The organism is Methylobacterium oryzihabitans, assembly GCF_004004555.2.
Taxonomy (GTDB): Bacteria; Pseudomonadota; Alphaproteobacteria; order Rhizobiales; family Beijerinckiaceae; genus Methylobacterium; species Methylobacterium oryzihabitans.
Genome location: NZ_SACP01000013.1, coordinates 86649 through 110645, shown reverse-complemented (window position 1 = coordinate 110645; position 23997 = coordinate 86649). Strand labels below are relative to the sequence as shown.

Genomic DNA, 23997 nt, shown 5'->3' with positions numbered 1-23997 from the left:
GCCGGGTTCGGCTTCCCGAATCAGGCGGCCATCGACCTGATCACCCCCCCCGGCCCCGCGCCGCCGCGCTCACCAGGCCATCCGCTTCCAGATCTTCCAGCGCCGCACCACCCGGTCGACCATCCGGGCGCGACGCGAGCGCTGCCGGTCGCCGTAATACGGCATCAGCTGCAGGCCGTCGTCGGCGCGGTTGTAGTAGTAGTTCGGGACCGGATGGAAGTTCCGCATCCTGAGGTGGAACACCTCGCACTGGCTGGACGCCTGCGGGGGCACGATCCAGCGCCAGTCGGCGGCCACGCGGCGCCCCTGGGCCTGCTCGCGCTGGTGGAACTCCATGAACTGGTCGCTCGCGGCGTGGTGGTCGACCATCGTCACCCGGGCGTCGCGGAAGGAGTGCAGCACCGCCCGGTTGAGCTCGGTCAGGGCGGTGTCGCGCCACAACGGCGCGCCCGCCGCCGCCGTGTCGAGGCCGAAGGCGCGGGCGATGTCCGGCAGCAGGTCGTAGCGCTTGACGTCGACGAAGTTCCGCGAGGCGATCTCCGTGCCCATGTAGAAGCCGTTGAACGGGGCGCAGGGGTAGTCGATCCCGCCGATGGTCAGGATCATGCCGCTGACGCACGGCACCGCGTACCAGCGCAGGTCCAGCTCCGCGAGGGCGGCATGCTCCGGATGGCGGATCGGCACCTCGCGGACCGCCCCCTCCGGCAGGGAGAACAGCATCCGGCGGTCGGCGGCGTCGCGGATCAGGAACGGCAGCAGGTCGAAGCGGCCGGGCTCGCCCGGGGCACGCCAGCCCAGCGAGCGGGCGATGCGCGTCGCCTCGACGTTCTGGCGGTCGCCCAGGATGGTCCCGTCCGGCATCGCGTGTCCGGCATATTGCGTGATCTGCTGGCTCTCGAGATAGGCCGGCAGGCGGCCGGCCCGGACCGGGGCGAAGACCGAGATGATCGAGCGCACGCGGCCGTCGCCGAGCGCCTCGCCCATGTGGTCGGCGATGCGGCCGGCCATGGCCTCGGGCTCGGTGATCGCCCGGCAATCGGCGACTTCGAGGCTCTCCCAGAACAGCCGCCCGATGCAGCGGCCGTGGTTGCGCCACGCCACCCGGGCCCCGAAGGCGATCTCCTCGGGGGTGTGGTCGTAGTGGCCGGACCGGGACAGGTCGCGGCGCGCCTCGGCCCACCGGCGCTCGAAGGCGGCGCGGCCCGCGCCGGTCGCCTCGTTGTGGGCGTGCAGGAAGGCGCGGGCCTCCTCGCGCCGCTCCAGGGCCGAGATCCGGCGCAGGCGCCGCGCGAGCGGGTTGGCGCCGGTGACGTAGTCGCTCCGCAGGAGCCCGAACCGCGCCAGGCTCCGGCGCGCCAGCGATCCTGCCATCACATCAGCCCGTCGAACTGCCGGGCCGCGTCCCGCAGCGGACGGCGGTTGATGCCGTACACGGCGGCGAGCGCCCGCGCCTTGGCGTGCCGGTAGCCCCGGCCCGCCATCGCGGGGTTGCGGTACTCCGCCCGCGCGCGCCGGTCGTGCAGCGTGCGCACCGTCAGGGTGTCCATCGCGCCGCCACGCTCCATCACCGCCTTGAAGATCGGGGTGTCGTGCAGGAGCGAGAAGTCGTTGAACCGCACGCGGTCGAGATAGGGGCTGTGCGTCTCGAGGAAGTCCGCCGTCGCCTCCATGTCCTCGGCGGTCTCGCCGGGGAAGCCCTTGAACATCGTGCAGCGGATCGACAGCCCGGCCTCGTGGGCGTTGCGGATGAACTCGGAATTGCCCTCGACCGACGAGCCCTTGTTCATCAGGTCGAGGAGGCGCTGGCTGCCGCTCTCCAGCCCGAAGCTGACGCGCCGCATGCCGCCCGCCACCGCCGCCTGGAGGTCCCGGCGCGAGAGGCCGTTGTCACGGCGCTGGTCGACGTGGACGGTCCCGATCCACTCCGCTCCCTGGACGTAGCGCCCGACCCCCTCGGCGATGCCCCGGATCATGTCGGGATAGGAGTTCAGCTTCAGGTCGAGGAACAGGAAGCTCGCCGTCGTGTGCCGGCGCGCCTGTTCCTGCATCTCCAGCAGCACCGAGTCGACCGAGCGGGTGCGGAAGGTGCGGCCGCTGACCGAGACCACGTCCGAGCAGAACACGCACTTGTCCCACTGGCAGCCGCGCCCGGTCATCAGCGGCATGATCCGGACCGGGTAGCGGTCCCAGGGGAAGTCGGTGAAGTCCGGCAGCGGGGTCGCGTCGAGGTTGCGCAGCGGCCGCGCGGCCTCCGACCGGGTCCCCCCCGGCAGGGTGACGCCGGGAAACCGGGTGAGGTCGCCGCGGTCGCAGACCGCCTCGACGATGTCCGGCACGGAGAGGTCCGCCTCGGCCCCGACGACGCCGGCGATCCCCGGGAGGTCGCACCAGGCGTCGGCGACGCCGGCGACGTTGAACATCGGGCCGCCGAGCAGGACCGGGGTGCCGCGGGCGGCGGCGAGCCGGCCGATCTCGCGCACCGAGTTGTAGTGCTGGAGATAGGCCGACAGCAGGACGATGTCGGGCCGCCCGTCGAGGGCGCGGCCGACCTCCCGCAGCACGACCGGGTGGGGCTTCTCGTTCGACCAGTGCCGGAGCCGGCGCAGGCCGTCGCGCAGCCCGAGGAAGGGCTGCCAGTCGGAGAGGTGCACCCGGCGCTTGACGTGATCGACCATCGTCTCCCGCCGCTCGCGCTGGGCGGCCGGGACGTCGTGGGCGAGCGGGCAGATGACCTGTACCTCGTGGCCGCGGTTGCGAAGGGCGGCAACGATCAGGCCGATGGCCAGCGTCGGGAAGCTGGCGAAGTTGTTGAGGTCGACGAGCAGGATCCGGCGTCCCGCAACCGGCCGGATGGCGATCGCCGATGCCGATGCGGCGACGGCCTGGCGTGCATTCCGCGTGGCTCGAGTCGGTCGTCTGTTCTCGGTCATTCCGCGGCCTCCCAGTCCAAAATCATGGTGTCTCAGGCGGTACGCATTGCCGGGCCCATGTCTGCGGCAGACCACAACAAATCGATCGATGCAAGCGAAAAGGTCGCGGAAGATATCAAGACATCCCGATACGAAGATTCCTGCCGATTGGTCAGCCGGCGATCGTATCCAGGCATCACGCTGATCGTTAGACCGAATGCGCATCATCGCATGACGATCGTTACGGCAATTGGAGGCGATTCTTGATGCAAGCCCCCTTGCGGGGCGATGACCCGCACCGTGCATGCCAGTCGGTCGATCGGTCCCGCGGCCGCTGCGTCACGTCCCGAGTCGCGCGGCTCCGGGATTGTCCGGCATCGGGCCGTCGCCCGGCGGGATCGGTCCTTGCGGAAGACGGCCGCGGTCCCGGCGGCGGACCTCATCCAGACCCAGGCGCGGCTCCGATCCACGGCGGCGGGGCGATGCGGTTTGCGGACGATCGGTTCCGACACTCGTAACGCATGCCCACGCGGTGGGACCGGAGGCTTCCCACACCTGAGCGACGCCGATAAACAGGCATGCCGTCCCGACTCAGGACACGAGCATCCTCGATGGCAGTCGTCATCAGGCACAGCCTTCCAGGGGAAGGATCAGGCAGGCACGTTGAGAGACAAACTGCACTGCCAAAGTGCAACCCGCATTCCGACGCCGAGTAAGATCCGGAGATTCCGCGCAGCGCGAGGACCAGAATCGGTGGCTCGTCTGACCACGCGAGGCACAAGGATCGCCGGTGGGCGGTGACGGGCTCGAACCGCCGACCCTCTCGGTGTAAACGAGATGCTCTACCAACTGAGCTAACCGCCCGGCCCGCCCGGGTTAAGGCGGAAGTCGGGGTTCCGCAAGAGGGCGCGCGAGCGCGATCCGCGCCTCGGCTGCCGTCGCAGGCCGGCGGTCCGACGGGGCCTCGGCCGCGGTGCCGTCAGCGGCCCAGCAGGGCCTCGACGTGCGCCGCGACGGAGCGCGACAGCCCTTCGAGGTCGTAGCCGCCCTCCAGCACCGAGACGACCCGGCCGCCGGCATGGCGGTCAGCGACCTCCATCACCCGGCGGGTCGCCCAGGCGAAGTCGGCCTCGGTCAGGCGCAGGTTGGCGAGGGGGTCGCGCCAATGGGCGTCGAAGCCGGCCGAGATCACGATGAGATCGGGCGCGAAGGCGTCGAGCCGGGCCAGCACGCCGTGCTCGAACGCCTCGCGGAAGACGGTGCCGTCGTCGCCCGGATGCAGCGGCACGTTGACGATGGTGCCGTGCTCGCCGCGCTCGGACGCGGCGCCGGTGCCGGGATAGAGCGGCATCTGGTGGGTCGAGGCGTACAGGACCGCCGGATCGTCCCAAAAAATGTCCTGCGAGCCGTTGCCGTGGTGGACGTCCCAGTCGACCAGCGCGACGCGGTCGGCGCCGTGCTTCGTCCGGGCGTGGCGGGCGGCGATCGCCGCGTGGTTGAACAGGCAGAACCCCATCGCGCGGGTGCGCTCGGCGTGGTGGCCGGGCGGGCGCATCGCCGCGAAGGCGTTGGCGACGCGGCCCGACATCACCTCGTCGACGCCCCGCATCGCGGCGCCGACGGCGCGCAGGGCCGCCTCCAGGCTCCCGGGCGACAGCACCGTGTCGCCGTCGATCGCGGCCAGTCCCTCCCGCGGCGCCAGGGCCGCCACCGCCTCGACGTGGCGCATCGGGTGGGCGAGCGCGGCGTCGGCGAGTTCGGCCCGGGGCGCCTGCTCGCGCACCAGCGCGGCGAAGCGCTCGTCCTCCAGCGCCCGCTCGACGACCCGGATCCGGTCCGCCCGCTCGGGATGGCCGGGGGGCGTGGCGTGGTCGAGGGACGCCGGATGGCCGAGATAGAGCGTGCTCATTGACCGTGTCCCCGAAGGATCCCGCGCGTGGCGTCGCGCCGGTCCGCGTTGTCGGGCGGCACCGTGGCAGGGCCGATACCGGGACGCAACACCCGGCCGCGAACACGCCGGCGGCGCGCCGCGACGGGTGCGCGCGGACGCCGCCCGCAGCTACGGTCACGCTTGGTTAACCATGACCTCCGCACGATTCGCGGATCCCGACGGATCCTCTCCCATGCCGCGCCTCCTCCCCCTCGCCGCGATCACCCTGGCCCTGGCGGGATGCTCGTTCCGCTCGACGCCGGACCCCGACCTCTCGGCGCAGGACGCGGCCTGGATGGCGATGGTGCCGCAGGCGGAGTTCGACCCCCACTTCGCCCGCTACCTCGTCGACGACCCGACCGGGGCTGCGCCCGGCACGGTGGTGGTCGAGACCCGCGAGCGCCAGCTCTACTTCGTGCTGCCCGACCGCAAGGCGGTCCGCTACGGCGTCACGGTCGGCGACGAGGCGTTCGGCTGGACCGGCTCGGCCCGGGTGTTCCGCAAGGCGTCCTGGCCGGACTGGAACCCGCCCGCCGAGATGGTGCGGCGCTGGCCGCACGTGCACCCGATGAAGGGCGGGCCGGCCAATCCGCTCGGTGCCCGCGCGCTCTACCTCGCCGATGGCGGCGGGCGCGATACGCTCTACCGCATCCACGGCACCAACGAGCCGGAGCGCATCGGGCAGGCGGCCTCGTCGGGCTGCATCCGCATGCGCAACATCGACGTCGTCGACCTCTTCAACCGCGTCCCGGTCGACGCGCCGGTGATCGTGCGCTGAGCCCGGCCGGAAAGGCTTTGGCAACGCCGCTTGCTTGCCGGAGCTTAACCTGAACAGGGATTCAGATCTCGCCGTTAACCGGCCAAAGCCTCCTCGCCTGCATAGTCGAGCACAGACAGGGACGAACACCGGCACCAGCAAAGGCCGGGGAGGCGACACAGATGATCCAGGCTTCGCTCCAGCACTTCTGCAACCGTATCGTCGCCAAGGGCGCGATCAACCGCGACGACGTCAACGAACTGTCGCGCGAGCTGCTGCCCGACGGGCTGATCTGCCGCGAGGAGGCCGACATGCTGCTCGGCCTCGACCGCGCCGTGGCGGCCGCCGATCCGGCCTTCGCCGACTTCCTCACCGCCGCGGTGGTCGATTTCGCGGTGTGGGGCGAGCGCCCGACCGGCCGGATCCTCGCCGAGACCGCCCGCTGGCTCGCCGCCAGCCTCGCCTGCGGCCGCGGCCCGACGGCGCTCGGCGCCCGCATCGCCCAGGAGGTGGTGCGCGAGGCCCAGTCCACCGACCCGGTGCTGGTCGCCTTCGCCCTCGCCATCAACGCCTGCCGCCACGAGGCGGCCGAGGACCGCGCCAGCCTCGCGCTCGCCGCGTGAGATCGGCCGCCGCGCTCCGCCGATGGTCGGGCGCGACGCAAGCTTCCGCATTCGGCGCAACTGCTTTACGTGGACATGAGCTTGGGCGTGATCGCCCGGTCGTCCCTTCCAGCAGGTTCGAGTGCGCGCTCCGATGTTCGAGAAGATCCTGATCGCCAACCGGGGCGAGATCGCCTGCCGCATCATCAAGACCGCGCGCCGCATGGGGATCAGGACGGTGGCGGTCTATTCCGACGCCGACCGCGACGCCGTCCACGTCGCCATGGCCGACGAGGCGGTGCATATCGGCCCCGCTCCCGCCGCCCAGTCCTACCTCGTGATCGAGAAGATCATCGACGCCTGCAAGCGGACCGGCGCTCAGGCGGTCCACCCGGGCTACGGCTTCCTGTCCGAGCGCGAGGCGTTCCCCAAGGCGCTGGCCGAGGCCGGCATCGTGTTCATCGGCCCGAACCCGGGCGCGATCGCCGCGATGGGCGACAAGATCGAGTCGAAGAAGGCGGCCTCCGCCGCCGAGGTCTCGACCGTGCCGGGCTTCCTCGGCGTGATCGAGAGCCCGGAGCACGCGGTGACGATCGCCGATGAGATCGGCTATCCCGTGATGATCAAGGCCTCGGCCGGCGGCGGCGGCAAGGGCATGCGCATCGCCCACTCCGCCGGCGAGGTCGCGGAAGGCTTCGCCCGCGCCCGTTCCGAGGCGGCCTCGTCGTTCGGCGACGACCGGGTGTTCGTGGAGAAGTTCATCACCGATCCGCGCCACATCGAGATCCAGGTCATCGGCGACAAGCACGGCAACGTGATCTATCTCGGCGAGCGCGAGTGCTCGATCCAGCGCCGCAACCAGAAGGTGATCGAGGAGGCACCCTCGCCGCTCCTCGACGAGGCGACCCGCCGCCGGATGGGCGAGCAGGCCGTCGCGCTCGCGAAGGCGGTGAACTACGATTCCGCCGGCACCGTCGAGTTCGTCGCCGGCCAGGACAAGTCGTTCTACTTCCTCGAGATGAACACCCGGCTCCAGGTCGAGCACCCGGTGACCGAGATGATCACCGGGCTCGACCTCGTCGAGCTGATGATCCGGGTCGCGGCCGGCGAGAGGCTCCCGCTGACCCAGGACGAGGTGACGCTCGACGGCTGGGCGGTGGAGAGCCGCGTCTACGCCGAGGACCCGACCCGCAACTTCCTGCCCTCGATCGGCCGGCTCACCACCTACCGGCCTCCGGCGGAGGGCGAGCGCGGCGGCGCGATCGTGCGCAACGACACCGGCGTCGAGGAGGGCAGCGAGATCGCGATCCACTACGACCCGATGATCGCCAAGCTCGTCACCTGGGCGCCGACCCGGTCCGAGGCGATCGCCGCCCAGGCGCAGGCGCTGGACGCCTTCGCGATCGACGGCATCCGCCACAACATCCCGTTCCTGACCGCCCTGATGCAGCATCCGCGCTGGCAGGACGGCCGGCTCTCGACCGGCTTCATCGCCGAGGAGTTCCCGGGCGGGTTCGAGGCGCCGATGCCGGCGGGCGAGGTCGCCCTGCGGATGGCGGCGGTGGCCGCCGCGATCGACCACGGGCTCAACGAGCGCAAGCGCGGCATCTCGGGCCAGATGCGCGACCCGAGATACCTGCGCTTCGAGCGCGACCGGGTGGTGTGGCTCGGCGACCAGCGCTTCGAGGCGAGCGTCGAGACGGTGGAGGACGGCATCGCGGTGGCGTTCGCCGACGGCCCGACCTGGACGGTCGCGAGCCCGTGGCGCCCGGGCGAGCCGGTCTGGACCGGCACGGTCGGGGGCGTCCCGGCCGCGGTGCAGGTCCGCGGCCTGCTCAACGGCGTGTTCCTGCAGCATGCCGGCGCCGCCGCCGAGGCGCGGGTCTACACGCGGCGCGAGGCCGAGCTGGCCGCGCTGATGCCGGTCAAGGAGGTCGGCGGCTCGGGCAAGCAGCTGCTCTGCCCGATGCCGGGGCTGGTCAAGAGCATCATGGTCGCCGCGGGCCAGGAGGTGAAGGCGGGCGAGCCGCTGGCCGTGGTCGAGGCGATGAAGATGGAGAACGTGCTGCGCGCCGAGCGCGACGGCACCATCGCGACGATCCAGGCCAAGGAGGGCGACAGCCTCGCGGTCGACGCGGTGATCCTCGAATTCGCCTGAGCGACGGGTGCCGCTCTACTTCGCCTACGGGTCGAACATGGACCGGGCCGCGATGGCCCGGCGCTGCCCCGGCGCCGAGCCGGTCGAGGTCGCGCGCCTGCACCGCCACCGCTTCGTCATCATGCGCGAGGGCTACGCCTCGGTGGTGCGCGACCCGGGCCACACGGTCTGGGGCCTGCTGTGGAGCCTGACGCTCGCCGACATCCCGCCGCTCGACCGCTACGAGGGCGTCGCCGGCGGACTCTACGTCAAGGCGCAGCAGCCGGTGACGGTGGCCGGCGGCGGGGTGCGGCGGGCGCTGATCTATCTCGGCCGCAGCCAGGGCGGCGCGCCTCGGCCCGGCTACCTCGAAGGCGTCGTGGCGGCCGCCCGGGAGGCCGGCCTGCCGGGGCCGTACCTGCGCGGCCTGGAGGCGATGCTGCGCTGAGGGTTCATACGGCTTCCGATTGCTTGCTTCGCAATGCGGAAACCGGCCTCGCTCAAACGCCGCGCGGGCTGGTGATACGGTTTCGGAGCTGAACGTCCCAAAACCGTATCACCGCCCGCGGAACAGCGGGTGCTCGACCCGGTCGCCGGCGCGCAGGCCGAGCTTCGCGGCGGTGCCGGCGTTGAGTTCGAGCACGCCGAGGACCGGCTCGCCGGACGGGATCGTGCGGGTCGAGAGCGGCTCGGTGTCGGCGGCGATGCGCGCGACGGTGCCGTCGGCGCGCAGGAACAGCATGTCGAGCGGCAGGTAGGTGTTCTTCATCCACATCGCGACCGGCTCGACCCGCTCGAAGTCGAACAGCATGCCATGATCGGCCGCCATGCTGCGCCGGAACATCAGCCCGCGGGCCCGGTCGGCCTCGTTGCGCATCACCTCGACCGTGAAGGCGTGGCGCCCGCCGCGGGAGACGATCGTGAGCGGCTCGGCCGGGCTCGGGTCGGCGGCACGGCCCGGGCCGACGAGCAGGAGAAGCGCCAGGAGAACCGCGTGCGCCGCCGCGACGGCGGAGCGGGGGGAGAAGGCGAACATGGAGGACCCGGGGACGAGGAGAGGAGGGGGCCGGAGGGGCCGCGCCGTCCTCAATGCGACGCCGGAAGCGCCCCGTCCACCAGCCTGACCTCGGCGGCCATCAGGCCCTTGGAGCCGTCGCCGTAGCGCACCAGCACGGTCTCGCCCGGCTTCAGCTCGGCGATGCCGTAGCGGCGCAGGGTCTCCATGTGGACGAAGATGTCGGCGGTGCCGTCGCCGCGGCTGAGAAAGCCGAAGCCGCGCAGGCGGTTGAACCACTTCACCACCGCGGTCTCGAGCCCGCTCGTCGGCACCACGGTGACGTGGGTGCGCGGCATCGGCAGCTCGGCCGGATGGGTGGCGGTGGACTGGTCGAGGGAGATCACCCGGAACGCCTGCCAGCCGCGGCTGCGCTGCACCGCCTCGACGACGATGCGGGCGCCCTCGCTCGCGCTCTGGTGGCCCTCGCGGCGCAGGCAGGTGACGTGGAGCAGCACGTCGGGGGAGCCGTCGTCGGGGACGATGAAGCCGAACCCCTTGGCGACGTCGAACCACTTGATCCGCCCGCTGATCTCGACGAGATCGAGCGGCCGTTCGGTCTCGCCGGCGACCTCGGCGGCAGGCCGGTGCGAGGCGGCCTCGTAGGAGGATGCCGGCCGAGCGCCGAGCGGGCCAAAACCGAGATCGTCCGACATCGTAAGCAACCCACACCGAATCGCGCCATGCGGTTCGCGAGAGAGATTAACAAAGTCATGACTTCGGGGAACCCCAAATCGGGCCCGAATGTGGCGGGACCGGCAAGTCGTCGCGCCCCTGTTGCGTCCGTGCCGAGCACTCTGCCCGGAGCGCAGGCAGAGCCGGGGCGATCCCCCGGCCGGTTCGAGGCGGCGGCGACTCGGATTCCCGGAGCGGCGCGGTTTCTGCGTAGTTTCGCCGCAGGCGGGGCTGGCCGCTTCGCCGCCGTCGACGCCCTGCGCGGCACGGCACTCGCCGCGATGGCGCTCTATCACCTGACCTGGGATCTCGGCCATCTGCGCCTGACCCCGGAGAACTGGGCGCTGACCCCGCTCGGGAAGGCGGCGGCCGAGGGGATCGCCGGCAGCTTCCTGGTGCTGGTCGGGTTCGGCCTCGTGCTGGCGCAGGGCCCCGGCTTCCGGCCTCGGCCGTTCGGCCTGCGGCTCGCCCGCATCGGCGGCGCGGCGGCGCTGATCTCCGCCGCGACGTGGTTCGTCTTCCCGCAGAGCTGGATCTTCTTCGGCGTGCTGCACTGCATCGCGCTGTCGAGCGTGCTCGCCCTGCCGGCCCTGCAGGCGCCGCTCGCCCTGGTCGCCGCCGCGGCGGTGGCGGTCGTCGCCCTGCCGGGACTGCTCGCGGCGGCGGGCGGCGGGCCGGACTGGCTCGATGCGCCGGCGCTGCTGGTCCTCGGGCTCGGCCGCACCGTGCCGAACACCAACGACTACGTGCCGCTGTTCCCGTGGTTCGGCTGGGTGCTGGCCGGGGTGCTGGCCGGGCGGGTATGGGTGCCGCGTCTCGCCGGGTCGCGCCTCGGGCGCTGGCGGCCGGGAAGCCGCGCGGCGCGGGGGCTGACCTGGGCCGGGCGCCACAGCCTCGCGGTCTATCTCGTCCACCAGCCGCTGCTGCTCTTGATCCTGTCGGGCGTGGCGGCGGTGACCGGGCCGCATCCCCGGGCCGGAGAAGCCGGGTTCCGGGGCGCCTACGCGGCCTCGTGCCGGGAGGCGGGCGGCGGCGAGGCGATCTGCCGGGACACCGCGCGCTGCCTGCTCGGGCGGCTGCGGGAGGAGGGGCTGTGGCGGGGCGATCTCACCCCGGAGGAGCGCGGCCGGGCCGTGGCCCTGGCCCAGGCGTGTTTCGCGGGGGCGGCTGGGGCGGAGGGCGCGGCGCGGTAGGGCGCGACGTGGAACCCTTCCCCCTTTGCGGCGGAGCGTCCGAGGGTAGTAAGGGCGCGGGTCGTCTCCTCTCCCCGCGGGCGGGGAGAGGGCTTCACCCCCTTGTCGGGGTGAAGCAAGCGCAGGCGCAGCCGGAGCGAGGGTGAGGAGGTCTCGACGAACGAGGCTCCTCCGGAACCGCCCCCTCACCCTCGCCCTGCGGGCTTGCCGTGTCCCCGGCAGGGGGGACACGGCCCTCTCCCCGCCCGCGGGGAGAGGAGGAACCAGCGCCTTTTTCTTGATCTCCGGACAGCCCCGCGCGGGGGGAGGGTTCGCACCCGTGCGTCAGTCCTTGGCGCGCTCGACGTAGGAGCCGTCGGCGGTCATGATGACGACGCGGGTGCCGGTGCTGATGTGGGGCGGCACCAGGGTGCGCACGCCGTTCGACAGGGTCGCCGGCTTGTAGGACGACGAGGCGGTCTGGCCCTTGGTCACCGGCTCGGTGTCGGTCACCTCCAGCGTCACGCGCTGGGGCAGCTCGATCGTCAGCGGCACGCCGTTGTGCGACGACAGCATCACCGCCATGCCCTCCTGGAGGTAGGCGGCCTGATCGCCGACCACGTCCTGCGGCACCGCGACCTGCTCGTAGGTCTCGGGGTTCATGAAGTGGAACCCCTCGCCGTCGTTGTACAGGAAGGTGTGCTCGCGGTCCTCGACGAAGGCGCGCTCGACCTGCTCGGTGGTGCGGTAGCGCTCCGACACCTTCACGCCGTCGGTGATGCGGCGCATGTCGAGCTGCGTCACCGGCGTGCCCTTGCCGGGGTGGATGTTCTCGGCGGAGAGGATCACGTAGAGCCTGCCGTCCTTGTCGACGACGTTGCCTTTGCGGAGCGAACTGGCGATCACCTTCACGGGCGTGGATCCTGAGAGCGTTGACAGAAACGGGTCGATTCCCGCAAGCGGCAGGGCCGCGGCGGGAGCCTTCGGGCCCGCCCTATCGCATCTGGGGCGTTGCCGCCAGTCGCCCGCCGCCTTGGAACTCTTGCGCCGATGACCACCGCCTCGCCCTGGTGGGCCCCCCACGTCCACGCCGACCGCCGGCCGCGGCTGATGCTGCGCAACCGCATCCGCGCCAACCTGCGCGCCTGGTTCGCCGAGCGGGACTTCGTCGAGGTCGAGGCCGCCGCGCTCCAGGTCTCGCCCGGCAACGAGGCCCACCTGTCGGCCTTCGCCACCGCGGCGATCGCGCCGGACGGCGCGGTGCAGCCGCTCTACCTGCACACCTCACCGGAATTCGCCTGCAAGAAGCTGCTGGCGGCGGGCGAGACCCGGCTTCTCAGCTTCGGCCCGGTCTGGCGCAACCGCGAGCGCGGTCCGCTGCACCACCCGGAATTCTGCCTGCTCGAATGGTACCGCGCCGGCGAGCGCTACGGCGCGCTGATGCGCGACTGCGCCGCCGTGCTGGCGCTCGCCGCCGAGACGGCGCGAACGACGCGCCTGCGCTACCGCGGCCACGAGGCCGACCCGTTCGCCGAGCCCGAGCGGCTGACCCTCGCCGAGGCGTTCGACCGCGATGCCGGGATCGATCTGCTGGCCACCGTGGCGGCGGACGGCGCCACCGACCGCGACGGGCTGAAGGCCCGGGTCGAGGCCGCCGGCATCCGCACGGCGGAGGACGATTCCTGGGCCGACCTGTTCAGCCGGGTCCTCGTCGAGCGGATCGAGCCGCGGCTCGGCATGGGTCGCCCGACGATCCTGTGCGAGTACCCGATCCCCGAGGCCGCCCTCGCCCGCCCGAGCCCGTCCGACCCGCGGGTGGCGGAGCGGTTCGAGCTCTATGCCTGCGGGGTCGAACTCGCCAACGCCTTCGGCGAACTCACCGACGCCGACGAGCAGCGCCGGCGCTTCACCGCCGAGATGGACGAGAAGGCCCGCATCTACGGCGAGCGCTACCCCCTCGACGAGGATTTCCTCGCCGCCCTCGCGGCGATGCCGGAGGCGAGCGGCGTCGCGCTCGGCTTCGACCGCCTCGTGATGCTGGCGACCGGCGCCCGGCGGATCGAGGAGGTGATCTGGACCCCGGTGGCGGAGGCCCCGCGGTGAGGACGCTGCGCTCCCCCGCCGCCCTGGCGCAGGCCGGGCTGATCCCGCAGGCCGAGGTCGCGGCGCTGGAGCGGGTCGCGGCCCGCTACGCCGTCGCGGTCACGCCGGACGTCGCCGGGCTGATCGAGACCGCCGAGGACGGCATCGGCCGCCAGTTCGTGCCCCGCGTCGAGGAACTCGACGCCCGGCCCGAGGAGCGCGCCGACCCGATCGGCGACGACGCCCACGCCCCGCTGCCGGGCATCGTCCACCGCTACCCCGACCGGGTGCTGCTGAAGCCGCTCCACGTCTGCCCGGTCTATTGCCGGTTCTGCTTCCGCCGCGAGGTGGTCGGACCGGACGGGCTCGGCACCCTCGCCGACACCGAACTCGACGCGGCGCTCGCCTACATCGCCGACCGGCCGGAGATCTGGGAGGTGGTGGTCACCGGCGGCGACCCGCTGATGCTGTCGCCCCGCCGCCTCGGCCGCATCGCCGAGGCCCTCGGGGCGACGGCGCACGTCAAGGTGATGCGCCTGCACAGCCGGGTGCCGGTGGTCGATCCCGGCCGGATCGACGACGCGCTCGTCGGCGCGCTCAAGGCGTTCGGGCGCGCGGTGTTCGTGGCGCTCCACGCCAACCACCCTCGGGAGTTCTCCGCCCCGGCCCGGGCGGCGATCGCCCGGCTGGTCGATGCCGGGATCCCGCTGGTGAGCCAGTCGGTGCTGCTGCGCGGCGTCAACGACGACCCCGCGACCCTGGAGGGGCTGATGCGCGCCTTCGTGGAGAACCGGGTCAAGCCGTACTACCTGCACCAGGGCGACCTCGCCCCCGGCACCGCGCACCTGCGCACCTCGATTCCCGAGGGGCGGGCGCTGATGCGAGCCCTGCGCGGGCGGGTCTCGGGGCTGGCGCAGCCGACCTACATCCTCGACATCCCCGGCGGCCACGGCAAGGTGCCGGTCGGGCCGGGCTACCTGGAGCCGGACGGCGAGGGCTGGCGGGTCGAGGACCCGTGGGGCGGGCGGCACGCCTACCCGCCGCGGGAGACCGACTGAGCGGGCGGGGATGCAGGGCGTCATGCGCCGCCGAGCATGGCCGCGGGCGCCGGAATGGATTACGGCACGGTCACGTCCTCCGGACCGTGCAGGTGTCCCCATGTCCCTCGACCCGACCCTCGTCGACGCGCTGAAGGCCGTCACCACCGCGACGCTGACGACCGTCCTGCTGAAGAAGGGCATCCGCCGCTGCTGGATGCGCGGACCGATGCCGCGCTTCGCCGCCGGCGAGCGGGTGGTCGGCCCGGCCTTCACCCTGCGCTTCGTGCCGGCCCGCGAGGATCTCGCCACGCCGGAATCGTGGTCGAGCCCGACCTCGACCCGGGCGGCGATCGAGGCGATGCCGGAGGGCTGCGTCACGGTGGTCGACGCGATGGGCGTGACCGATGCCGGCATCTTCGGCGACATCCTGTCGGCGCGGATGAAGAAGCGCGGCGTGCTCGCCCTCGTCACCGACGGCGTGATGCGCGATGCCGACGGCGTCGCCGGCACCGGCCTGCCGGTGTGGTGCTCGGGCGTCGCCGCCCCGGCCTCGGTCGCCGGCCTCACCTTCGTCGGCTGGCAGGAGCCGATCGGCTGCGGCGGCGTCGCGGTGTTCCCGAACGACATCATCGTGGCCGACAACGACGGCGCGGTGGTGATCCCGGCGGCGATGGCCGAGGCGGTGGCGCTCGCCGCCGTCGAGCAGGAGCGGCTGGAACTGTGGATCATGCGCGAGGTCGAGAAGGGTGTGCCGCTGCCGGGCCTCTACCCGCCGAACGCCGAGACCAGGGCGCGCTACGAGGCCGAGACCGCGCAGGACTGAGCCGCGATGTTCTTCACCGCCTCGAAGATCGTCTGGTTCCTCGCCGCGCCCTCGCACCTGCTGATCCTGGCCGCCGCCGCCGGCTGCCTCGTCGGCGGGTTCACGCCGTGGCGGGGCGCCGGCTTCGGGGTGGCGCTGCTGTGCCTCGCGGGGCTCGCCCTCGCCGGACTGTCGCCGCTCGCCGCCTGGGTGACCCGGCCGCTGGAGGACCGCCTGCCGCCGTTCGAGGATGACGGCCGCCCGGTCACCGGCATCCTGGTGCTCGGCGGCTCGGTCGAGGCGCGCAGCAGCGCCTCGCGCGGGCAGATCGTCACCAACGATGCCGGCGAGCGGATGATCGCGCTGGGCGACCTCGCCCGGCGCTACCCGGAGGCGAAGCTCGTCTTCGTCGGCGGCTCGGGCAGCCTCAAGGGCGGCGAGTCGGAAGCCGGGGCGGTGCGCCGCTACATCGGGACCCTCGGCGTTGCGCCCGGGCGGATGCTCTACGAGGAGCAGTCGCGCAACACCCGCGAGAACGCGACGCTCAGCGCCGCGATGCTGTCGCCGAAGCCCGGCGAGCGCTGGCTCCTCGTCACCTCGGCCTGGCACATGCCGCGGTCGATCGGCTGCTTCCGGCAGGCGGGCTTCCCGGTGACCGCCTACCCGGTCGATTACCGCACCGGCCGCGGCTATTACGCCCAGTACGCGACGATCAGCGAGGGGCTGTTCGAACTCGACATCGCCGCCCGCGAATGGGTCGGCCTCCTCGCCTACCGGCTCGCCGGCTACACCGACGCGCTGGTGCCGGGGCCGGAACCGTAGGGGGTAACCTTGCCCTCCCCCGCAGCGGGGGCGGGCACCTCACCGCGGCAGCGACAACCGGTACACCCCGCGAAAATCGTCCGGGTCCTCCACCGGGCGGCCCTTGCGCAGGATCGCGATCCGGCCCTCCTTCGTCAGCCGCACCGCCTGCCGGCGCACCGGCTGCATCAGCGGGCCCCAGCCGTCCGGGTGCGGGCCGCCGAGGGCGCGGGCGACCTCGGACGGGCACACGGTCTTGTCGGCGCCGCGCTCGGCGACGAGGCGCAGCAGGGTCTCGGCGATCGTCTCATCGGTCGGGCGCGTCATCGTCGGCCTCCTGCAGGGCGCGGCGGGCGGTGGAGGCGAACTGGCGCCGCCCCATCACGATCAGCACCGCCGCGGTCGCGACCAGCAGCGCCGCCGCGCTGACGAACCAGCCGAGATAGGCCAGCGCGAAGAAGAACGCCCGCTGCCCGTTGTTGAAGTGCTCGCCCGCCGCGACGTTCATCGCCGCCGCCCGGCGGGCGGCGCGGCGGATCTCGACCGGGTCGCCGCCCCGGGGCGGCACGGCGCCGATCAGGATCGCGCCGTAGTTGAACAGCCGGTAGGCCCAGGCGAACTTGAAGAAGGCGTAGACGAAGATCAGCGCCAGCCCGGCGACCTTGATCTCCCACATCGCCCGGGTGGTCGGAGTGCCGAACGGCAGGGTCGAGAACAGCGTCAGCACGTCGTCGGCGGACCGGCTGAGGGTGAGCACGCTGCCGAGCGCGATCAGCGAGGTCGAGGCGAAGAACGCCGTGCCGTTCTGGAGCGAGGCGTTGATGGTGGTGTCGACGACCCGGTTGTCGCGCTGCTCCATCTGCTCGGCCCAGCCGTAGCGGTGCCGGTGCATCATCCGGTTGAGGCTCGGACGCCGGACGTCGCGGTGCTCGACCGCGAGGCCGTAGGCGAACCAGGCCGCGATGAAGAAGCCGACCGCGCACAGGTCGAGGAACGAGAAGCTGCCGAACCACTGCTCGATCATGACGGCGTCAGGCGTACCGGATCTCGAAGCCCGCGGCCGGAACCTCGGTGGATGGCGCCTCGGTCACGTCCTCGACGCGCGCGCCCGGCGGGCCGCGCCGGCAGGCCGCGAGCAGCCGCCCGACCGCCTCGGGCTCGCCCGAGACCAGCGCCGCGACGCCGCCGTCGGGCCGGTTGCGGACGTGGCCGTGGAGGCCGAGCGCCCGCGCCTCGTCGCGCATCCAGGCGCGGTAGCCGACGCCCTGGACGCGGCCGCGGATCGTCACCGCGACGGTGCGGGCCGCGCTCACGGGGTCAATGGTGGGGGTGGTGGGTGACGGTGTAGGCGCCCGAGCGGATCCGATCGGGAAACCCCTCGGCGTAGCGGGCGGTCGCCTCCTCGCCGTAGGTCTGCACCAGTTCCTGGAACGCCGCGAACAGGGCGGCCTGAGCCATGCAGTCGCCGTCGAGCCCGTCGAGACAGCCCTCGGCGAAGGCTTCCGAGACGTAGCCGAGGGCGGCGCGCTTGGCCTCCTGGTCGGAATCGATCGGGGCGGAGGTCATCGGGGAGTCGGACATCGACGGCCTTGCGGGCTGAGGAACTGGACGCCCCCGAGTCATAGGGTGCCGATGCGGGCCGGGCCAGCGAGGAATTGCGAAGAGGTTAACGGCGCCCGGCCAATGCAACCGATCCGTGCGGCGGCGTCACACCTGTGGCGGTCCCGCCACGCTCAGCCACCGAACCGGCCCGACAGGGTGACCGACAGGCGTTCTCCCTCGGCGAGGAAGCGGGTCGCCGCCTCCCGGGCCGAGGCGGTGCAGGTGCGGTAGTTGACGGCGTAGCCGCGATAGCCGCGGTTGTAGGCGCCGGCGAGCCGGTCGCGCCGGGCCTGCGAGCCGCCCTCGGCCTCGATCAGCGCCTGCATCCGGGCCGGCCATTCGGCGGCGTCGGGCTGGCCGCACAGGTCGCGCAGGAAGCCGAGCGCGCCGAGGATCTCGGACAGGCGCAGCAGGTCGCGGTCGTAGGGTGCCGGCAGGTCCGCCGGCGGGGGCGGCGGCGCCTCCTTCTCCGGCGGCTTCGCCGGCGCGCGCGCGCGGGTCTGCGCGGCGGCCCCCGCCCCGAGGGCGAGGACGAGGGCGGCGGCGAGAATCAGGCGGCTCATGCGGCGGCTCCCGCCACGGCGGCGAGCGCCCCGGCGATCACCGCCGGCAGGCCGGCGGTGGTGACGAGCGCCAGCACCTCGGCCGCGTCGACCCAGCGCAGGGACAGCGCCTCCGGCCCGGTCGCGGGCTCGCCGCCGGTCCAGCGGGCGGCGTGGGGCAGGACGACGTAGTGATGCAGCACGCCGCCGCCGTCGCGCTCGATGATCTCGAGGGGCGCCAGCACGGCGACGATCTCGGCGGCGAGCCCGACCTCCTCGCGCAATTCGCGCAGGGCCGCCCCGGCGAGGGTCTCGCCCGGCTCGACGAGGCCGCCCGGCAGCGAGAACACCCCCTGCATCGGCGGCCGGCCGCGGGCGGCGACGAGGACGCGCCCGTCGCGCACCACCGCGACCGAGGCGGCGAGGAACGGCCGGGCCGGATAGCGGCGCTGCCAGGGATCGACGGGACTCGGGGTCACGGCCGCACCTCGGCGAGCCGGCCGTCGGCGAGGGCGACGAGGATGCGGGCGCCCCGGCCGCCGCCGAGGATCGCGACGGCGCGGGCCGGCGCCGGCAGCGCCGCCCGGGCGCGGCGGGCCGGGCCCGGCACGACGAGGGCGGCGGCGCCGTCGCCGTCGAGGTCGGCCGCCGCCACGAGGTCGTCGGGGCCGGCGAACGGGCCGGGCGCGGTGGCGGCGAGGACGGGCCTGCCGCCGGTCAGCGTCCAGTGCTCGATCCGGCCGCCCTCGGGCGAGCCGCGCAGCAGAGCGAGGCTGGCCCGGCCGCCGCCGTCGAAATCCGCCGCCGCGGCGTCGAGCCCGCCGGGGGCGGGCGGGATCTCGGCCCGCACCCGCCAGCCGCCGCCGTCGCGGCCGACCAGCGCGAGGCCGCTGCCGGCGCCCTGGCGCTTGACCGCGAGGAGATGCAGCCCGCCGTCGATCTCGGCCGCCCGGACGGGTGAGGCGGTGAACACCGCGTCGGGACCGGGGGTGACCGTCTCGGTATGGGTCGGCACCGGCTTGGGGTCGGCGCTCATCGCCACCGGCTGACGCTCGCGCACGGTGAGGCCGGCGGCGCCGGGCAGCCCGTCGGGCCCGCCCCGGGTGGCGCCGGAGAGATAGGCCGAGACCGGGCCGCTCAGCGCCCGGCGCGAGCCGGCGACGGCGCCCCGGGGCGTCTCGCCGGCGGCCAGCGCCTCGATCGCCTCGGCGGCGAGCGGCCGGACCGCGATCCGGTCGCCGTCGAGGGACAGGATCGCCCCGCCCTCGTCGCCCCACGCGACCGCGACGCCGCCCGGCGGCGGCCGGCCGAGCCCGGACGTCGCCGCGGCGAGCGCGACCTCGCTGTCCGGGCCGCGCAACTGGGCGACCCGGAACGGCAGCGGGACGATCGCGACGGCGGGCTCGGCGACCGCGGGGCCGGCGGCGAGCCAGAGGAGGGTTGCGGCGGCGAGCCTGCGGAGGCCGGAGCGCCCGGCCCCCGGGTCAGACATGCTGTCCGCCGTTGATGTGCAGTTCGGCGCCGTTCACGTAGGACGACGCCTCGGTGCACAGGAAGTAGATCGCCTTGGCGACCTCATCGGGGGTGCCGAGGCGGCGCTGCGGGATCTGCGCCACGAGCTTGTCGGTGCCCGGCGACAGGATCGAGGTGTCGATCTCGCCGGGCGAGATCGCGTTGACCCGCACGCCGAGGGGGCCGAAATCCGCCGCCATCTCGCGGGTCAGGCCGGCGAGCGCCGACTTCGAGGTCGCGTAGGCCGCTCCGGCGAAGGGATGGACCCGCGAGCCGGCGATCGACGTCACGTTGACGATCGAGCCGCGGGCGCGGGTCAGCTCGTCGCACAGGCCGCGGGCGAGCAGGATCGGGGCGAAGAAGTTGACCTGGAACACCCGCTGCCAGTCGCCGAAGCTCGTCCCGAGGGTGCCGAGGCGCTCGCCGCCCGGGCCCTTGGGCGAGATGCCGGCATTGTTGACGAGCGCGTGCAGCAGGCCGCCCTCGGCATCAAGCCGCCGGGCGACCTCCTCGACGCCGCGCACCGTGTCGGCGGGGTCGGCGAGGTCGACCTGGAGATGGTCCTCGGGCCCCATCTCCCACGGGCAGTTCTCCGGGAAGGCGTGGCGGGAGCAGGTGATGACCCGCCAGCCCGCGGCGGAGAACCGCTTCACCGTGGCGTGGCCGATGCCGCGGCTGGCACCGGTCAGAAGCATCACGCGCCGGCGTTCGTTGGTCGCCATGGCTGGGGCCGTTCCTCGAATCCGGGCGGGGTGGGACCGGCCGTCGCGCCCGGTCCCGGGTCGGCGCAACCTAGGCGCCGCATGCAGGGAAATCCAGCCTCCGCCGCGCCGCAGCAAGGCTTGCCGGGGTCCAAGGAACTTGCCGCGGTCCAAGGAACTTGCCCGGGTCCAAGGAACCGGCGCGCTCACGGAAACAGCCGCGTCCCGGTCCAGGCGCCGTCGGCGCGGGTGAAGCGGACCCGGTCGTGCAGCCGGTAGGCGCCGTCCTGCCAGAACTCGATGCTGACCGGGTCGATCCGGTAGCCGCTCCAGTGCGGGGGCCGCGGCACCTCGCCCTCCGGGTGGCGGGCCGCGACCTCGGCGACCGCGGCCTCCAGGGCGGCGCGGCTCTCCAGCGGCTGCGACTGCCGGCTCGCCCAGGCGCCGATGCGGCTGTCGCGGTGGCGGGAGGCGAAGTAGGCGTCGGCCTCCTCCGGGCTCACCGGGCCGACCGGGCCCCGGGCGCGGACCTGCCGGCGCAGGCTCTTCCAGTGCAGCACCAGGGCGGCCTGCGGGTTGGCGGCGAGCTCCCGGCCCTTGGTCGACAGGGTGTTGGTGTAGAAGACGAAGCCGCGCGCGTCGACGCCCTTGAGCAGCACGATGCGCACGTCGGGCAGGCCGTCCGCGTCGGCGGTGGCGAGCGCCATCGCGTTCGGATCCTCGGGCTCCGCCGCCTCCGCCTCGGCAAGCCATTGCCGGAACAGCGCCCACGGATCGGGACTGGCGGTGAAATCACCCTTCGTTAACTCAGCCACGGCATCGTTCCCACTCGTGAAGGCCGGTTCGGGGGCGGACCGGCGTCGCAGGACCACCCGCGCGCACCGCATCCGCCCCGTCGTGAGAACAGGTGTAATGCGTCGCGACGTGTGTAAAGCCCGCCGGTCCCGGCCCGCCTGGACCCGTTTCGCCACCGGACTCGCCGGCGCCGGACTGCTCGGTGCGGCCGCCCTCGGTCTCGGCGGCTGCTCCCAGGTCCTGATCTCGTTCCCCACCAAGGCGCCGGCGGAGCCTCCGGTGGAGGAACCGGTGTCGACCGGCAGCCTGGAGCCCGCCGCGCCGAGGAGCTTCGGCCCCGACCTGTCGGCGGAGGACTGGCGCCGGGCCCACGCGGCGCTCGGCGTCGCCCTCGACCCGCAGGGCAACGGCCAGCCGGTGAAGTGGGACAATCCCGACTCGCGGATGCGGGGGATGGTGAATCCGACCGGCTCCCCCTATGTGAGGAACGACGAGATCTGCCGCAACTTCCTCGCCTCGGTCGTCGGGCCGGAGGGCCAGCGGTTCGTGCGCGGCACCGGCTGCCGTCCCTCGGGCGGCGCCTGGGAGCTGAAGAGCCTGAAGGTTTCCCGGAAGATCACTTGAGGACGGGGCGGGTCGCGGCCGGCGGGAGGGGCGGGGCACCGCCCGGCCCGCCGTTTCGCGCGCGGGACTGTTGCAATGCGGCAACAGACTCCCCAGATCCCACCCGAACCCATCCGGGGAGCGTCACCGCTCCCGAGAAGCCCCGCGTCCCGGAAGCCCCATGCGCAATCCCTACGAGATCCTCGGCGTCAGCCGCTCCGCCGACGAGGCGGACATCAAGAAGGCGTTCCGCCGCCTCGCCAAGACCTACCACCCCGACCGCAACAAGGACGACGCCAAGGCCAAGGACCGCTTCGCCGAGGTCAACCAGGCCTACGAGATCCTCGGCGACGCCAAGAAGCGGGCGCAGTTCGATCGCGGTGCGATCGACGGCGAGGGCAAGCCGCGCCATACCGGCTTCGAGGGCTTCGCCGGAGCCGGGGGTGGCGGGCGCGGCGGCGGCTTCGGCGGCTTCGATTTCGAGAGCATGGCCCGTGCCGGCCGGGGCACCGGGGGCGGCGGGGGCGGTGCCGAGGACATCTTCTCGCACCTCTTCGGCGAGGCGTTCCGCAGCGCCGGGGCCGGGCGCGGTGGCGGCGCCGCCGCCCAGAAGGGCGACGACGTCTCGGCCGAGCTGACCGTCACCCTGGAGCAGATCGCCGGCGAGTCGAAGCTGCGCCTCGCCTTGCCGACCGGCCGCGAGGTCGACGTGGTGGTGCCCAAGGGCGTCGCCGACGGCCAGACCATCCGCCTGCGCGGCCTCGGCTATCCCGGCGTCCTCGGCGGCGAGGCCGGCGACGCGCTGCTGACCATCCGCATCGCCCCCGATTCGCGCTTCCGGGTCGAGGGAACGGACCTGCGCATCCACGTCGAGGTGCCGCTGGAGGACGCGATCCTCGGCGGAGCGATCCGGGTGCCGACCCTCACCGGCGCGGTCGAGATGAAGATCCCGGCGATGACCAGTTCCGGCCGCACGTTCCGGTTGCGCGGCAAGGGGCTGCCGACCAAGGACGGCGGCCGCGGCGACCTGCTCGCCGTCGTCGCGGTGACGCTGCCGGCCGCCGCCGACGAGTCACTGCTCGACTTCGCCCGCCGGCGCCGGGCGGCGCAGGCGTCCTCCTAATACGGTTTTTGGACGAACCGTTCAAAAGCCGTATCGAAGCCGGCGCGGCGTAAGAGCGAAGCCGGTTTCTGCATCGCGAAGCGATCGATCAGCAACCGTATGACGCCGCGCGGGCAGCGCCCGCGTCGGCCCGGACTTCCGTCGCCCGCCTCCCTCGGCTAAGGATGCCCGGCGGAGCCATGTCAGGGGCGGCCTCGATCCCGGCCGGGTGCGGCGTCCCGCGGCGGCACCGCGGCTGCGCGGCACAGGGTTTGGGTGACAACAGGGTTTGGGTGACACATGGCGGATTCCAACCGGGCAGGGATTCAGGGGATCGCGGATGCCGCGGCGCCGAAGGCCGGGCTGCTCGCCGGCAAGCGCGGCCTAGTGCTCGGCGTCGCCAACAACCGTTCGATCGCCTGGGGCATCGCCCGCAGCGCCCGCCAGCACGGCGCCGACCTCGCCTTCACCTACCAGGGCGACGCCCTGCGCAAGCGGGTCGAGCCGCTGGCCCGCGAACTCGACGCGGCCGTCGTCGGGCATTGCGACGTCACCGATCCGGCCTCGATCGACGCCGTCTTCGCCGAGACCGAGAAGGTGTTTCCGGGTGGCCTCGACTTCGTGGTCCACTGCATCGCCTTCTCGGACAAGGACGAGCTGACCGGCCGCTACCTCGAGACCAGCGAGGCGAACTTCACCAAGTCGCTGCTGATCTCGTGCTACTCGTTCACGGCGATCGCCCAGCGGGCCGAGAAGCTGATGCGCGACGGCGGCTCGCTGCTGACGCTGACCTATTACGGCGCCGAGAAGTGGATGCCGCACTACAACGTGATGGGCGTCGCCAAGGCGGCCCTCGAAGCCTCGGTGCGCTACCTCGCGGCCGATCTCGGCCCGCAGCGCATCCGGGTCAACGCGATCTCGGCCGGCCCGATCAAGACGCTCGCGGCCTCCGGCATCGGCGATTTCCGCTACATCCTGAAGTGGAACGAGTACAACGCCCCCTTGCGCCGCACGGTGACGATCGAGGAGGTCGGCGAGACCGCCTCCTACCTCGTCTCCGACATGTCCCGCGGCATGACCGGCGAGATCCTGCACGTCGATGCCGGCTACCACGTCGTCGGCATGAAGAACCCCGAGGCGCCGGACCTCAGCCTCGACAAGGACTGATAGGATCTTCGG

The 23997-nt window shown here is 73.0% G+C and carries 28 protein-coding genes and 1 tRNA gene; 13 read left to right on the top strand and 16 right to left on the bottom strand.

The features are described 5' to 3' along the window. Positions 1-69 precede the first annotated feature (69 nt). Both EOE48_RS30490 and EOE48_RS14860 read right to left on the bottom strand, forming a co-directional pair. Positions 70-1371 carry a nitric oxide synthase oxygenase gene (locus EOE48_RS30490; protein ID WP_425463665.1) on the bottom strand — a complete coding sequence of 434 codons (1302 nt, stop codon included), beginning with the start codon at positions 1369-1371 and terminating at the stop codon, positions 70-72. After that, positions 1371-2675, bottom strand: coding sequence for a B12-binding domain-containing radical SAM protein (locus EOE48_RS14860; protein ID WP_127730421.1), 1305 nt, complete (start codon positions 2673-2675; stop codon positions 1371-1373). Before EOE48_RS14860 ends, EOE48_RS30490 begins: the two co-directional genes overlap by 1 nt. Between EOE48_RS14860 and EOE48_RS14855 the strand changes: the two genes are divergently transcribed. Then, positions 2664-3176, top strand: coding sequence for a hypothetical protein (locus EOE48_RS14855; RefSeq protein ID WP_127730419.1), 513 nt, complete (start codon positions 2664-2666; stop codon positions 3174-3176). The genes EOE48_RS14860 and EOE48_RS14855 overlap by 12 nt on opposite strands. Positions 3177-3700: 524 nt before the next feature. On the opposite strand, the gene EOE48_RS14850 is transcribed toward EOE48_RS14855, so the two are convergent. Then, positions 3701-3773: transfer RNA gene (locus tag EOE48_RS14850), tRNA-Val, on the bottom strand. Between the two features lie 115 nt (positions 3774-3888). Further along, positions 3889-4818 (bottom strand): histone deacetylase family protein, encoded by a 930-nt coding sequence (locus tag EOE48_RS14845; RefSeq protein ID WP_127730417.1) that lies wholly within the window; start codon positions 4816-4818, stop codon positions 3889-3891. A 214-nt stretch (positions 4819-5032) separates the two neighbouring features. On the opposite strand from EOE48_RS14845, the gene EOE48_RS14840 reads away from it, so the two are divergent. The 4 genes from EOE48_RS14840 (at position 5033) to EOE48_RS14825 (ending at position 8783) form a co-directional block, all read left to right on the top strand. Beyond that, positions 5033-5617, top strand: coding sequence for a L,D-transpeptidase (locus EOE48_RS14840; protein WP_127730415.1), 585 nt, complete (start codon positions 5033-5035; stop codon positions 5615-5617). Between the two features lie 161 nt (positions 5618-5778). Next, positions 5779-6219 carry a hypothetical protein gene (locus EOE48_RS14835; RefSeq protein WP_127730413.1) on the top strand — a complete coding sequence of 147 codons (441 nt, stop codon included), beginning with the start codon at positions 5779-5781 and terminating at the stop codon, positions 6217-6219. Between the two features lie 133 nt (positions 6220-6352). Further along, positions 6353-8356 carry an acetyl-CoA carboxylase biotin carboxylase subunit gene (locus EOE48_RS14830; protein WP_127730411.1) on the top strand — a complete coding sequence of 668 codons (2004 nt, stop codon included), beginning with the start codon at positions 6353-6355 and terminating at the stop codon, positions 8354-8356. Positions 8357-8363: 7 nt separating this feature from the next. Next, positions 8364-8783: a gamma-glutamylcyclotransferase family protein gene (locus EOE48_RS14825; protein WP_127730409.1), complete on the top strand. Its 420-nt coding sequence runs from the start codon at positions 8364-8366 to the stop codon at positions 8781-8783. Positions 8784-8891: 108 nt separating this feature from the next. On the opposite strand, the gene EOE48_RS14820 is transcribed toward EOE48_RS14825, so the two are convergent. Continuing rightward, the gene (locus EOE48_RS14820; protein ID WP_127730407.1) at positions 8892-9371 is read right to left on the bottom strand and encodes a DUF192 domain-containing protein; all 480 of its coding nucleotides are present in this window, start codon (positions 9369-9371) and stop codon (positions 8892-8894) included. Positions 9372-9421: 50 nt separating this feature from the next. Beyond that, the gene (locus EOE48_RS14815; RefSeq protein ID WP_127730405.1) at positions 9422-10045 is read right to left on the bottom strand and encodes a cold-shock protein; all 624 of its coding nucleotides are present in this window, start codon (positions 10043-10045) and stop codon (positions 9422-9424) included. A 225-nt stretch (positions 10046-10270) separates the two neighbouring features. Between EOE48_RS14815 and EOE48_RS14810 the strand changes: the two genes are divergently transcribed. Further along, on the top strand, positions 10271-11257 hold the full coding sequence (locus tag EOE48_RS14810) for a heparan-alpha-glucosaminide N-acetyltransferase (protein ID WP_281292774.1): 987 nt from the start codon (positions 10271-10273) through the stop codon (positions 11255-11257). A 324-nt stretch (positions 11258-11581) separates the two neighbouring features. Here EOE48_RS14810 and efp read toward each other — a convergent pair whose 3' ends face one another. After that, complete coding sequence (efp, locus tag EOE48_RS14805) at positions 11582-12148, bottom strand: elongation factor P (RefSeq protein ID WP_127730401.1); 567 nt, start codon at positions 12146-12148, stop codon at positions 11582-11584. Positions 12149-12286: 138 nt separating this feature from the next. Between efp and epmA the strand changes: the two genes are divergently transcribed. From epmA to EOE48_RS14785, 4 genes are all read left to right on the top strand, one after another. Continuing rightward, complete coding sequence (epmA, locus tag EOE48_RS29925) at positions 12287-13339, top strand: EF-P lysine aminoacylase EpmA (protein ID WP_127730399.1); 1053 nt, start codon at positions 12287-12289, stop codon at positions 13337-13339. Then, the gene (locus tag EOE48_RS29920) at positions 13336-14376 is read left to right on the top strand and encodes a lysine-2,3-aminomutase-like protein (RefSeq protein WP_246154423.1); all 1041 of its coding nucleotides are present in this window, start codon (positions 13336-13338) and stop codon (positions 14374-14376) included. Before epmA ends, EOE48_RS29920 begins: the two co-directional genes overlap by 4 nt. A 100-nt stretch (positions 14377-14476) precedes the next feature. Beyond that, positions 14477-15181: a ribonuclease activity regulator RraA gene (locus EOE48_RS14790; protein ID WP_127730397.1), complete on the top strand. Its 705-nt coding sequence runs from the start codon at positions 14477-14479 to the stop codon at positions 15179-15181. 6 nt (positions 15182-15187) lie between these two features. Beyond that, entirely contained in the window at positions 15188-15982 is a 795-nt protein-coding gene (locus EOE48_RS14785) for a YdcF family protein (protein ID WP_127730395.1), read from the top strand. Between the two features lie 39 nt (positions 15983-16021). Here the strand turns inward: EOE48_RS14785 and EOE48_RS14780 are convergent, their stop codons facing one another. The 9 genes from EOE48_RS14780 to pdxH form a co-directional block, all read right to left on the bottom strand. Then, positions 16022-16288: a DUF3253 domain-containing protein gene (locus EOE48_RS14780; RefSeq protein ID WP_127730393.1), complete on the bottom strand. Its 267-nt coding sequence runs from the start codon at positions 16286-16288 to the stop codon at positions 16022-16024. After that, a complete protein-coding gene (locus EOE48_RS14775; RefSeq protein WP_127730391.1) occupies positions 16269-16985 on the bottom strand; it encodes a DUF599 domain-containing protein in 717 nt (238 codons plus the stop codon). Before EOE48_RS14775 ends, EOE48_RS14780 begins: the two co-directional genes overlap by 20 nt. Positions 16986-16992: 7 nt before the next feature. After that, on the bottom strand, positions 16993-17274 hold the full coding sequence (locus EOE48_RS14770; protein ID WP_127730389.1) for an acylphosphatase: 282 nt from the start codon (positions 17272-17274) through the stop codon (positions 16993-16995). 4 nt (positions 17275-17278) lie between these two features. Beyond that, a complete protein-coding gene (locus EOE48_RS14765) occupies positions 17279-17527 on the bottom strand; it encodes a hypothetical protein (RefSeq protein WP_127730387.1) in 249 nt (82 codons plus the stop codon). Positions 17528-17694: 167 nt separating this feature from the next. After that, positions 17695-18126, bottom strand: coding sequence for a TIGR02301 family protein (locus EOE48_RS14760; RefSeq protein ID WP_127730385.1), 432 nt, complete (start codon positions 18124-18126; stop codon positions 17695-17697). Beyond that, the gene (locus EOE48_RS14755; protein WP_127730383.1) at positions 18123-18584 is read right to left on the bottom strand and encodes an NUDIX hydrolase; all 462 of its coding nucleotides are present in this window, start codon (positions 18582-18584) and stop codon (positions 18123-18125) included. Before EOE48_RS14755 ends, EOE48_RS14760 begins: the two co-directional genes overlap by 4 nt. Continuing rightward, positions 18581-19597 carry a hypothetical protein gene (locus EOE48_RS14750; RefSeq protein ID WP_127730381.1) on the bottom strand — a complete coding sequence of 339 codons (1017 nt, stop codon included), beginning with the start codon at positions 19595-19597 and terminating at the stop codon, positions 18581-18583. Before EOE48_RS14750 ends, EOE48_RS14755 begins: the two co-directional genes overlap by 4 nt. Beyond that, on the bottom strand, positions 19590-20312 hold the full coding sequence (locus EOE48_RS14745; protein WP_127730536.1) for an SDR family NAD(P)-dependent oxidoreductase: 723 nt from the start codon (positions 20310-20312) through the stop codon (positions 19590-19592). The genes EOE48_RS14750 and EOE48_RS14745 overlap by 8 nt, the downstream gene beginning before the upstream one ends. A 212-nt stretch (positions 20313-20524) precedes the next feature. Continuing rightward, entirely contained in the window at positions 20525-21133 is a 609-nt protein-coding gene (gene pdxH / locus EOE48_RS14740; RefSeq protein ID WP_246154420.1) for a pyridoxamine 5'-phosphate oxidase, read from the bottom strand. A gap of 97 nt (positions 21134-21230) precedes the next feature. On the opposite strand from pdxH, the gene EOE48_RS14735 reads away from it, so the two are divergent. The 3 genes from EOE48_RS14735 to fabI all read left to right on the top strand — a co-directional run bounded on the left by EOE48_RS14735 (position 21231) and on the right by fabI (position 23985). After that, the gene (locus EOE48_RS14735) at positions 21231-21737 is read left to right on the top strand and encodes an RT0821/Lpp0805 family surface protein (protein ID WP_127730377.1); all 507 of its coding nucleotides are present in this window, start codon (positions 21231-21233) and stop codon (positions 21735-21737) included. A 160-nt stretch (positions 21738-21897) separates the two neighbouring features. Then, positions 21898-22839, top strand: coding sequence for a DnaJ C-terminal domain-containing protein (locus EOE48_RS14730; RefSeq protein ID WP_127730375.1), 942 nt, complete (start codon positions 21898-21900; stop codon positions 22837-22839). A gap of 279 nt (positions 22840-23118) precedes the next feature. Beyond that, positions 23119-23985, top strand: a complete 867-nt coding sequence (gene fabI / locus EOE48_RS14725) for an enoyl-ACP reductase FabI (protein ID WP_127730373.1) — start codon at positions 23119-23121, stop codon at positions 23983-23985. Positions 23986-23997 lie beyond the last annotated feature (12 nt).

Bases quoted from the DNA above. Each gene is read 5' to 3' on its own strand.
- EOE48_RS30490 (WP_425463665.1), bottom strand. From the start codon at position 1,371: ATGGCAGGATCGCTGGCGCGCCGGAGCCTGGCGCGGTTCGGGCTCCTG.
- EOE48_RS14860 (WP_127730421.1), bottom strand. From the start codon at position 2,675: ATGGTCGATCACGTCAAGCGCCGGGTGCACCTCTCCGACTGGCAGCCC.
- EOE48_RS14845 (WP_127730417.1), bottom strand. From the start codon at position 4,818: ATGAGCACGCTCTATCTCGGCCATCCGGCGTCCCTCGACCACGCCACG.
- EOE48_RS14840 (WP_127730415.1), top strand. From the start codon at position 5,033: ATGCCGCGCCTCCTCCCCCTCGCCGCGATCACCCTGGCCCTGGCGGGA.
- EOE48_RS14835 (WP_127730413.1), top strand. From the start codon at position 5,779: ATGATCCAGGCTTCGCTCCAGCACTTCTGCAACCGTATCGTCGCCAAG.
- EOE48_RS14830 (WP_127730411.1), top strand. From the start codon at position 6,353: ATGTTCGAGAAGATCCTGATCGCCAACCGGGGCGAGATCGCCTGCCGC.
- EOE48_RS14820 (WP_127730407.1), bottom strand. From the start codon at position 9,371: ATGTTCGCCTTCTCCCCCCGCTCCGCCGTCGCGGCGGCGCACGCGGTT.
- EOE48_RS14815 (WP_127730405.1), bottom strand. From the start codon at position 10,045: ATGTCGGACGATCTCGGTTTTGGCCCGCTCGGCGCTCGGCCGGCATCC.
- epmA (WP_127730399.1), top strand. From the start codon at position 12,287: ATGACCACCGCCTCGCCCTGGTGGGCCCCCCACGTCCACGCCGACCGC.
- EOE48_RS14790 (WP_127730397.1), top strand. From the start codon at position 14,477: ATGTCCCTCGACCCGACCCTCGTCGACGCGCTGAAGGCCGTCACCACC.
- EOE48_RS14785 (WP_127730395.1), top strand. From the start codon at position 15,188: ATGTTCTTCACCGCCTCGAAGATCGTCTGGTTCCTCGCCGCGCCCTCG.
- EOE48_RS14780 (WP_127730393.1), bottom strand. From the start codon at position 16,288: ATGACGCGCCCGACCGATGAGACGATCGCCGAGACCCTGCTGCGCCTC.
- EOE48_RS14775 (WP_127730391.1), bottom strand. From the start codon at position 16,985: ATGATCGAGCAGTGGTTCGGCAGCTTCTCGTTCCTCGACCTGTGCGCG.
- EOE48_RS14765 (WP_127730387.1), bottom strand. From the start codon at position 17,527: ATGACCTCCGCCCCGATCGATTCCGACCAGGAGGCCAAGCGCGCCGCC.
- EOE48_RS14760 (WP_127730385.1), bottom strand. From the start codon at position 18,126: ATGAGCCGCCTGATTCTCGCCGCCGCCCTCGTCCTCGCCCTCGGGGCG.
- EOE48_RS14750 (WP_127730381.1), bottom strand. From the start codon at position 19,597: ATGTCTGACCCGGGGGCCGGGCGCTCCGGCCTCCGCAGGCTCGCCGCC.
- EOE48_RS14745 (WP_127730536.1), bottom strand. From the start codon at position 20,312: ATGCTTCTGACCGGTGCCAGCCGCGGCATCGGCCACGCCACGGTGAAG.
- EOE48_RS14735 (WP_127730377.1), top strand. From the start codon at position 21,231: ATGCGTCGCGACGTGTGTAAAGCCCGCCGGTCCCGGCCCGCCTGGACC.
- EOE48_RS14730 (WP_127730375.1), top strand. From the start codon at position 21,898: ATGCGCAATCCCTACGAGATCCTCGGCGTCAGCCGCTCCGCCGACGAG.
- fabI (WP_127730373.1), top strand. From the start codon at position 23,119: ATGGCGGATTCCAACCGGGCAGGGATTCAGGGGATCGCGGATGCCGCG.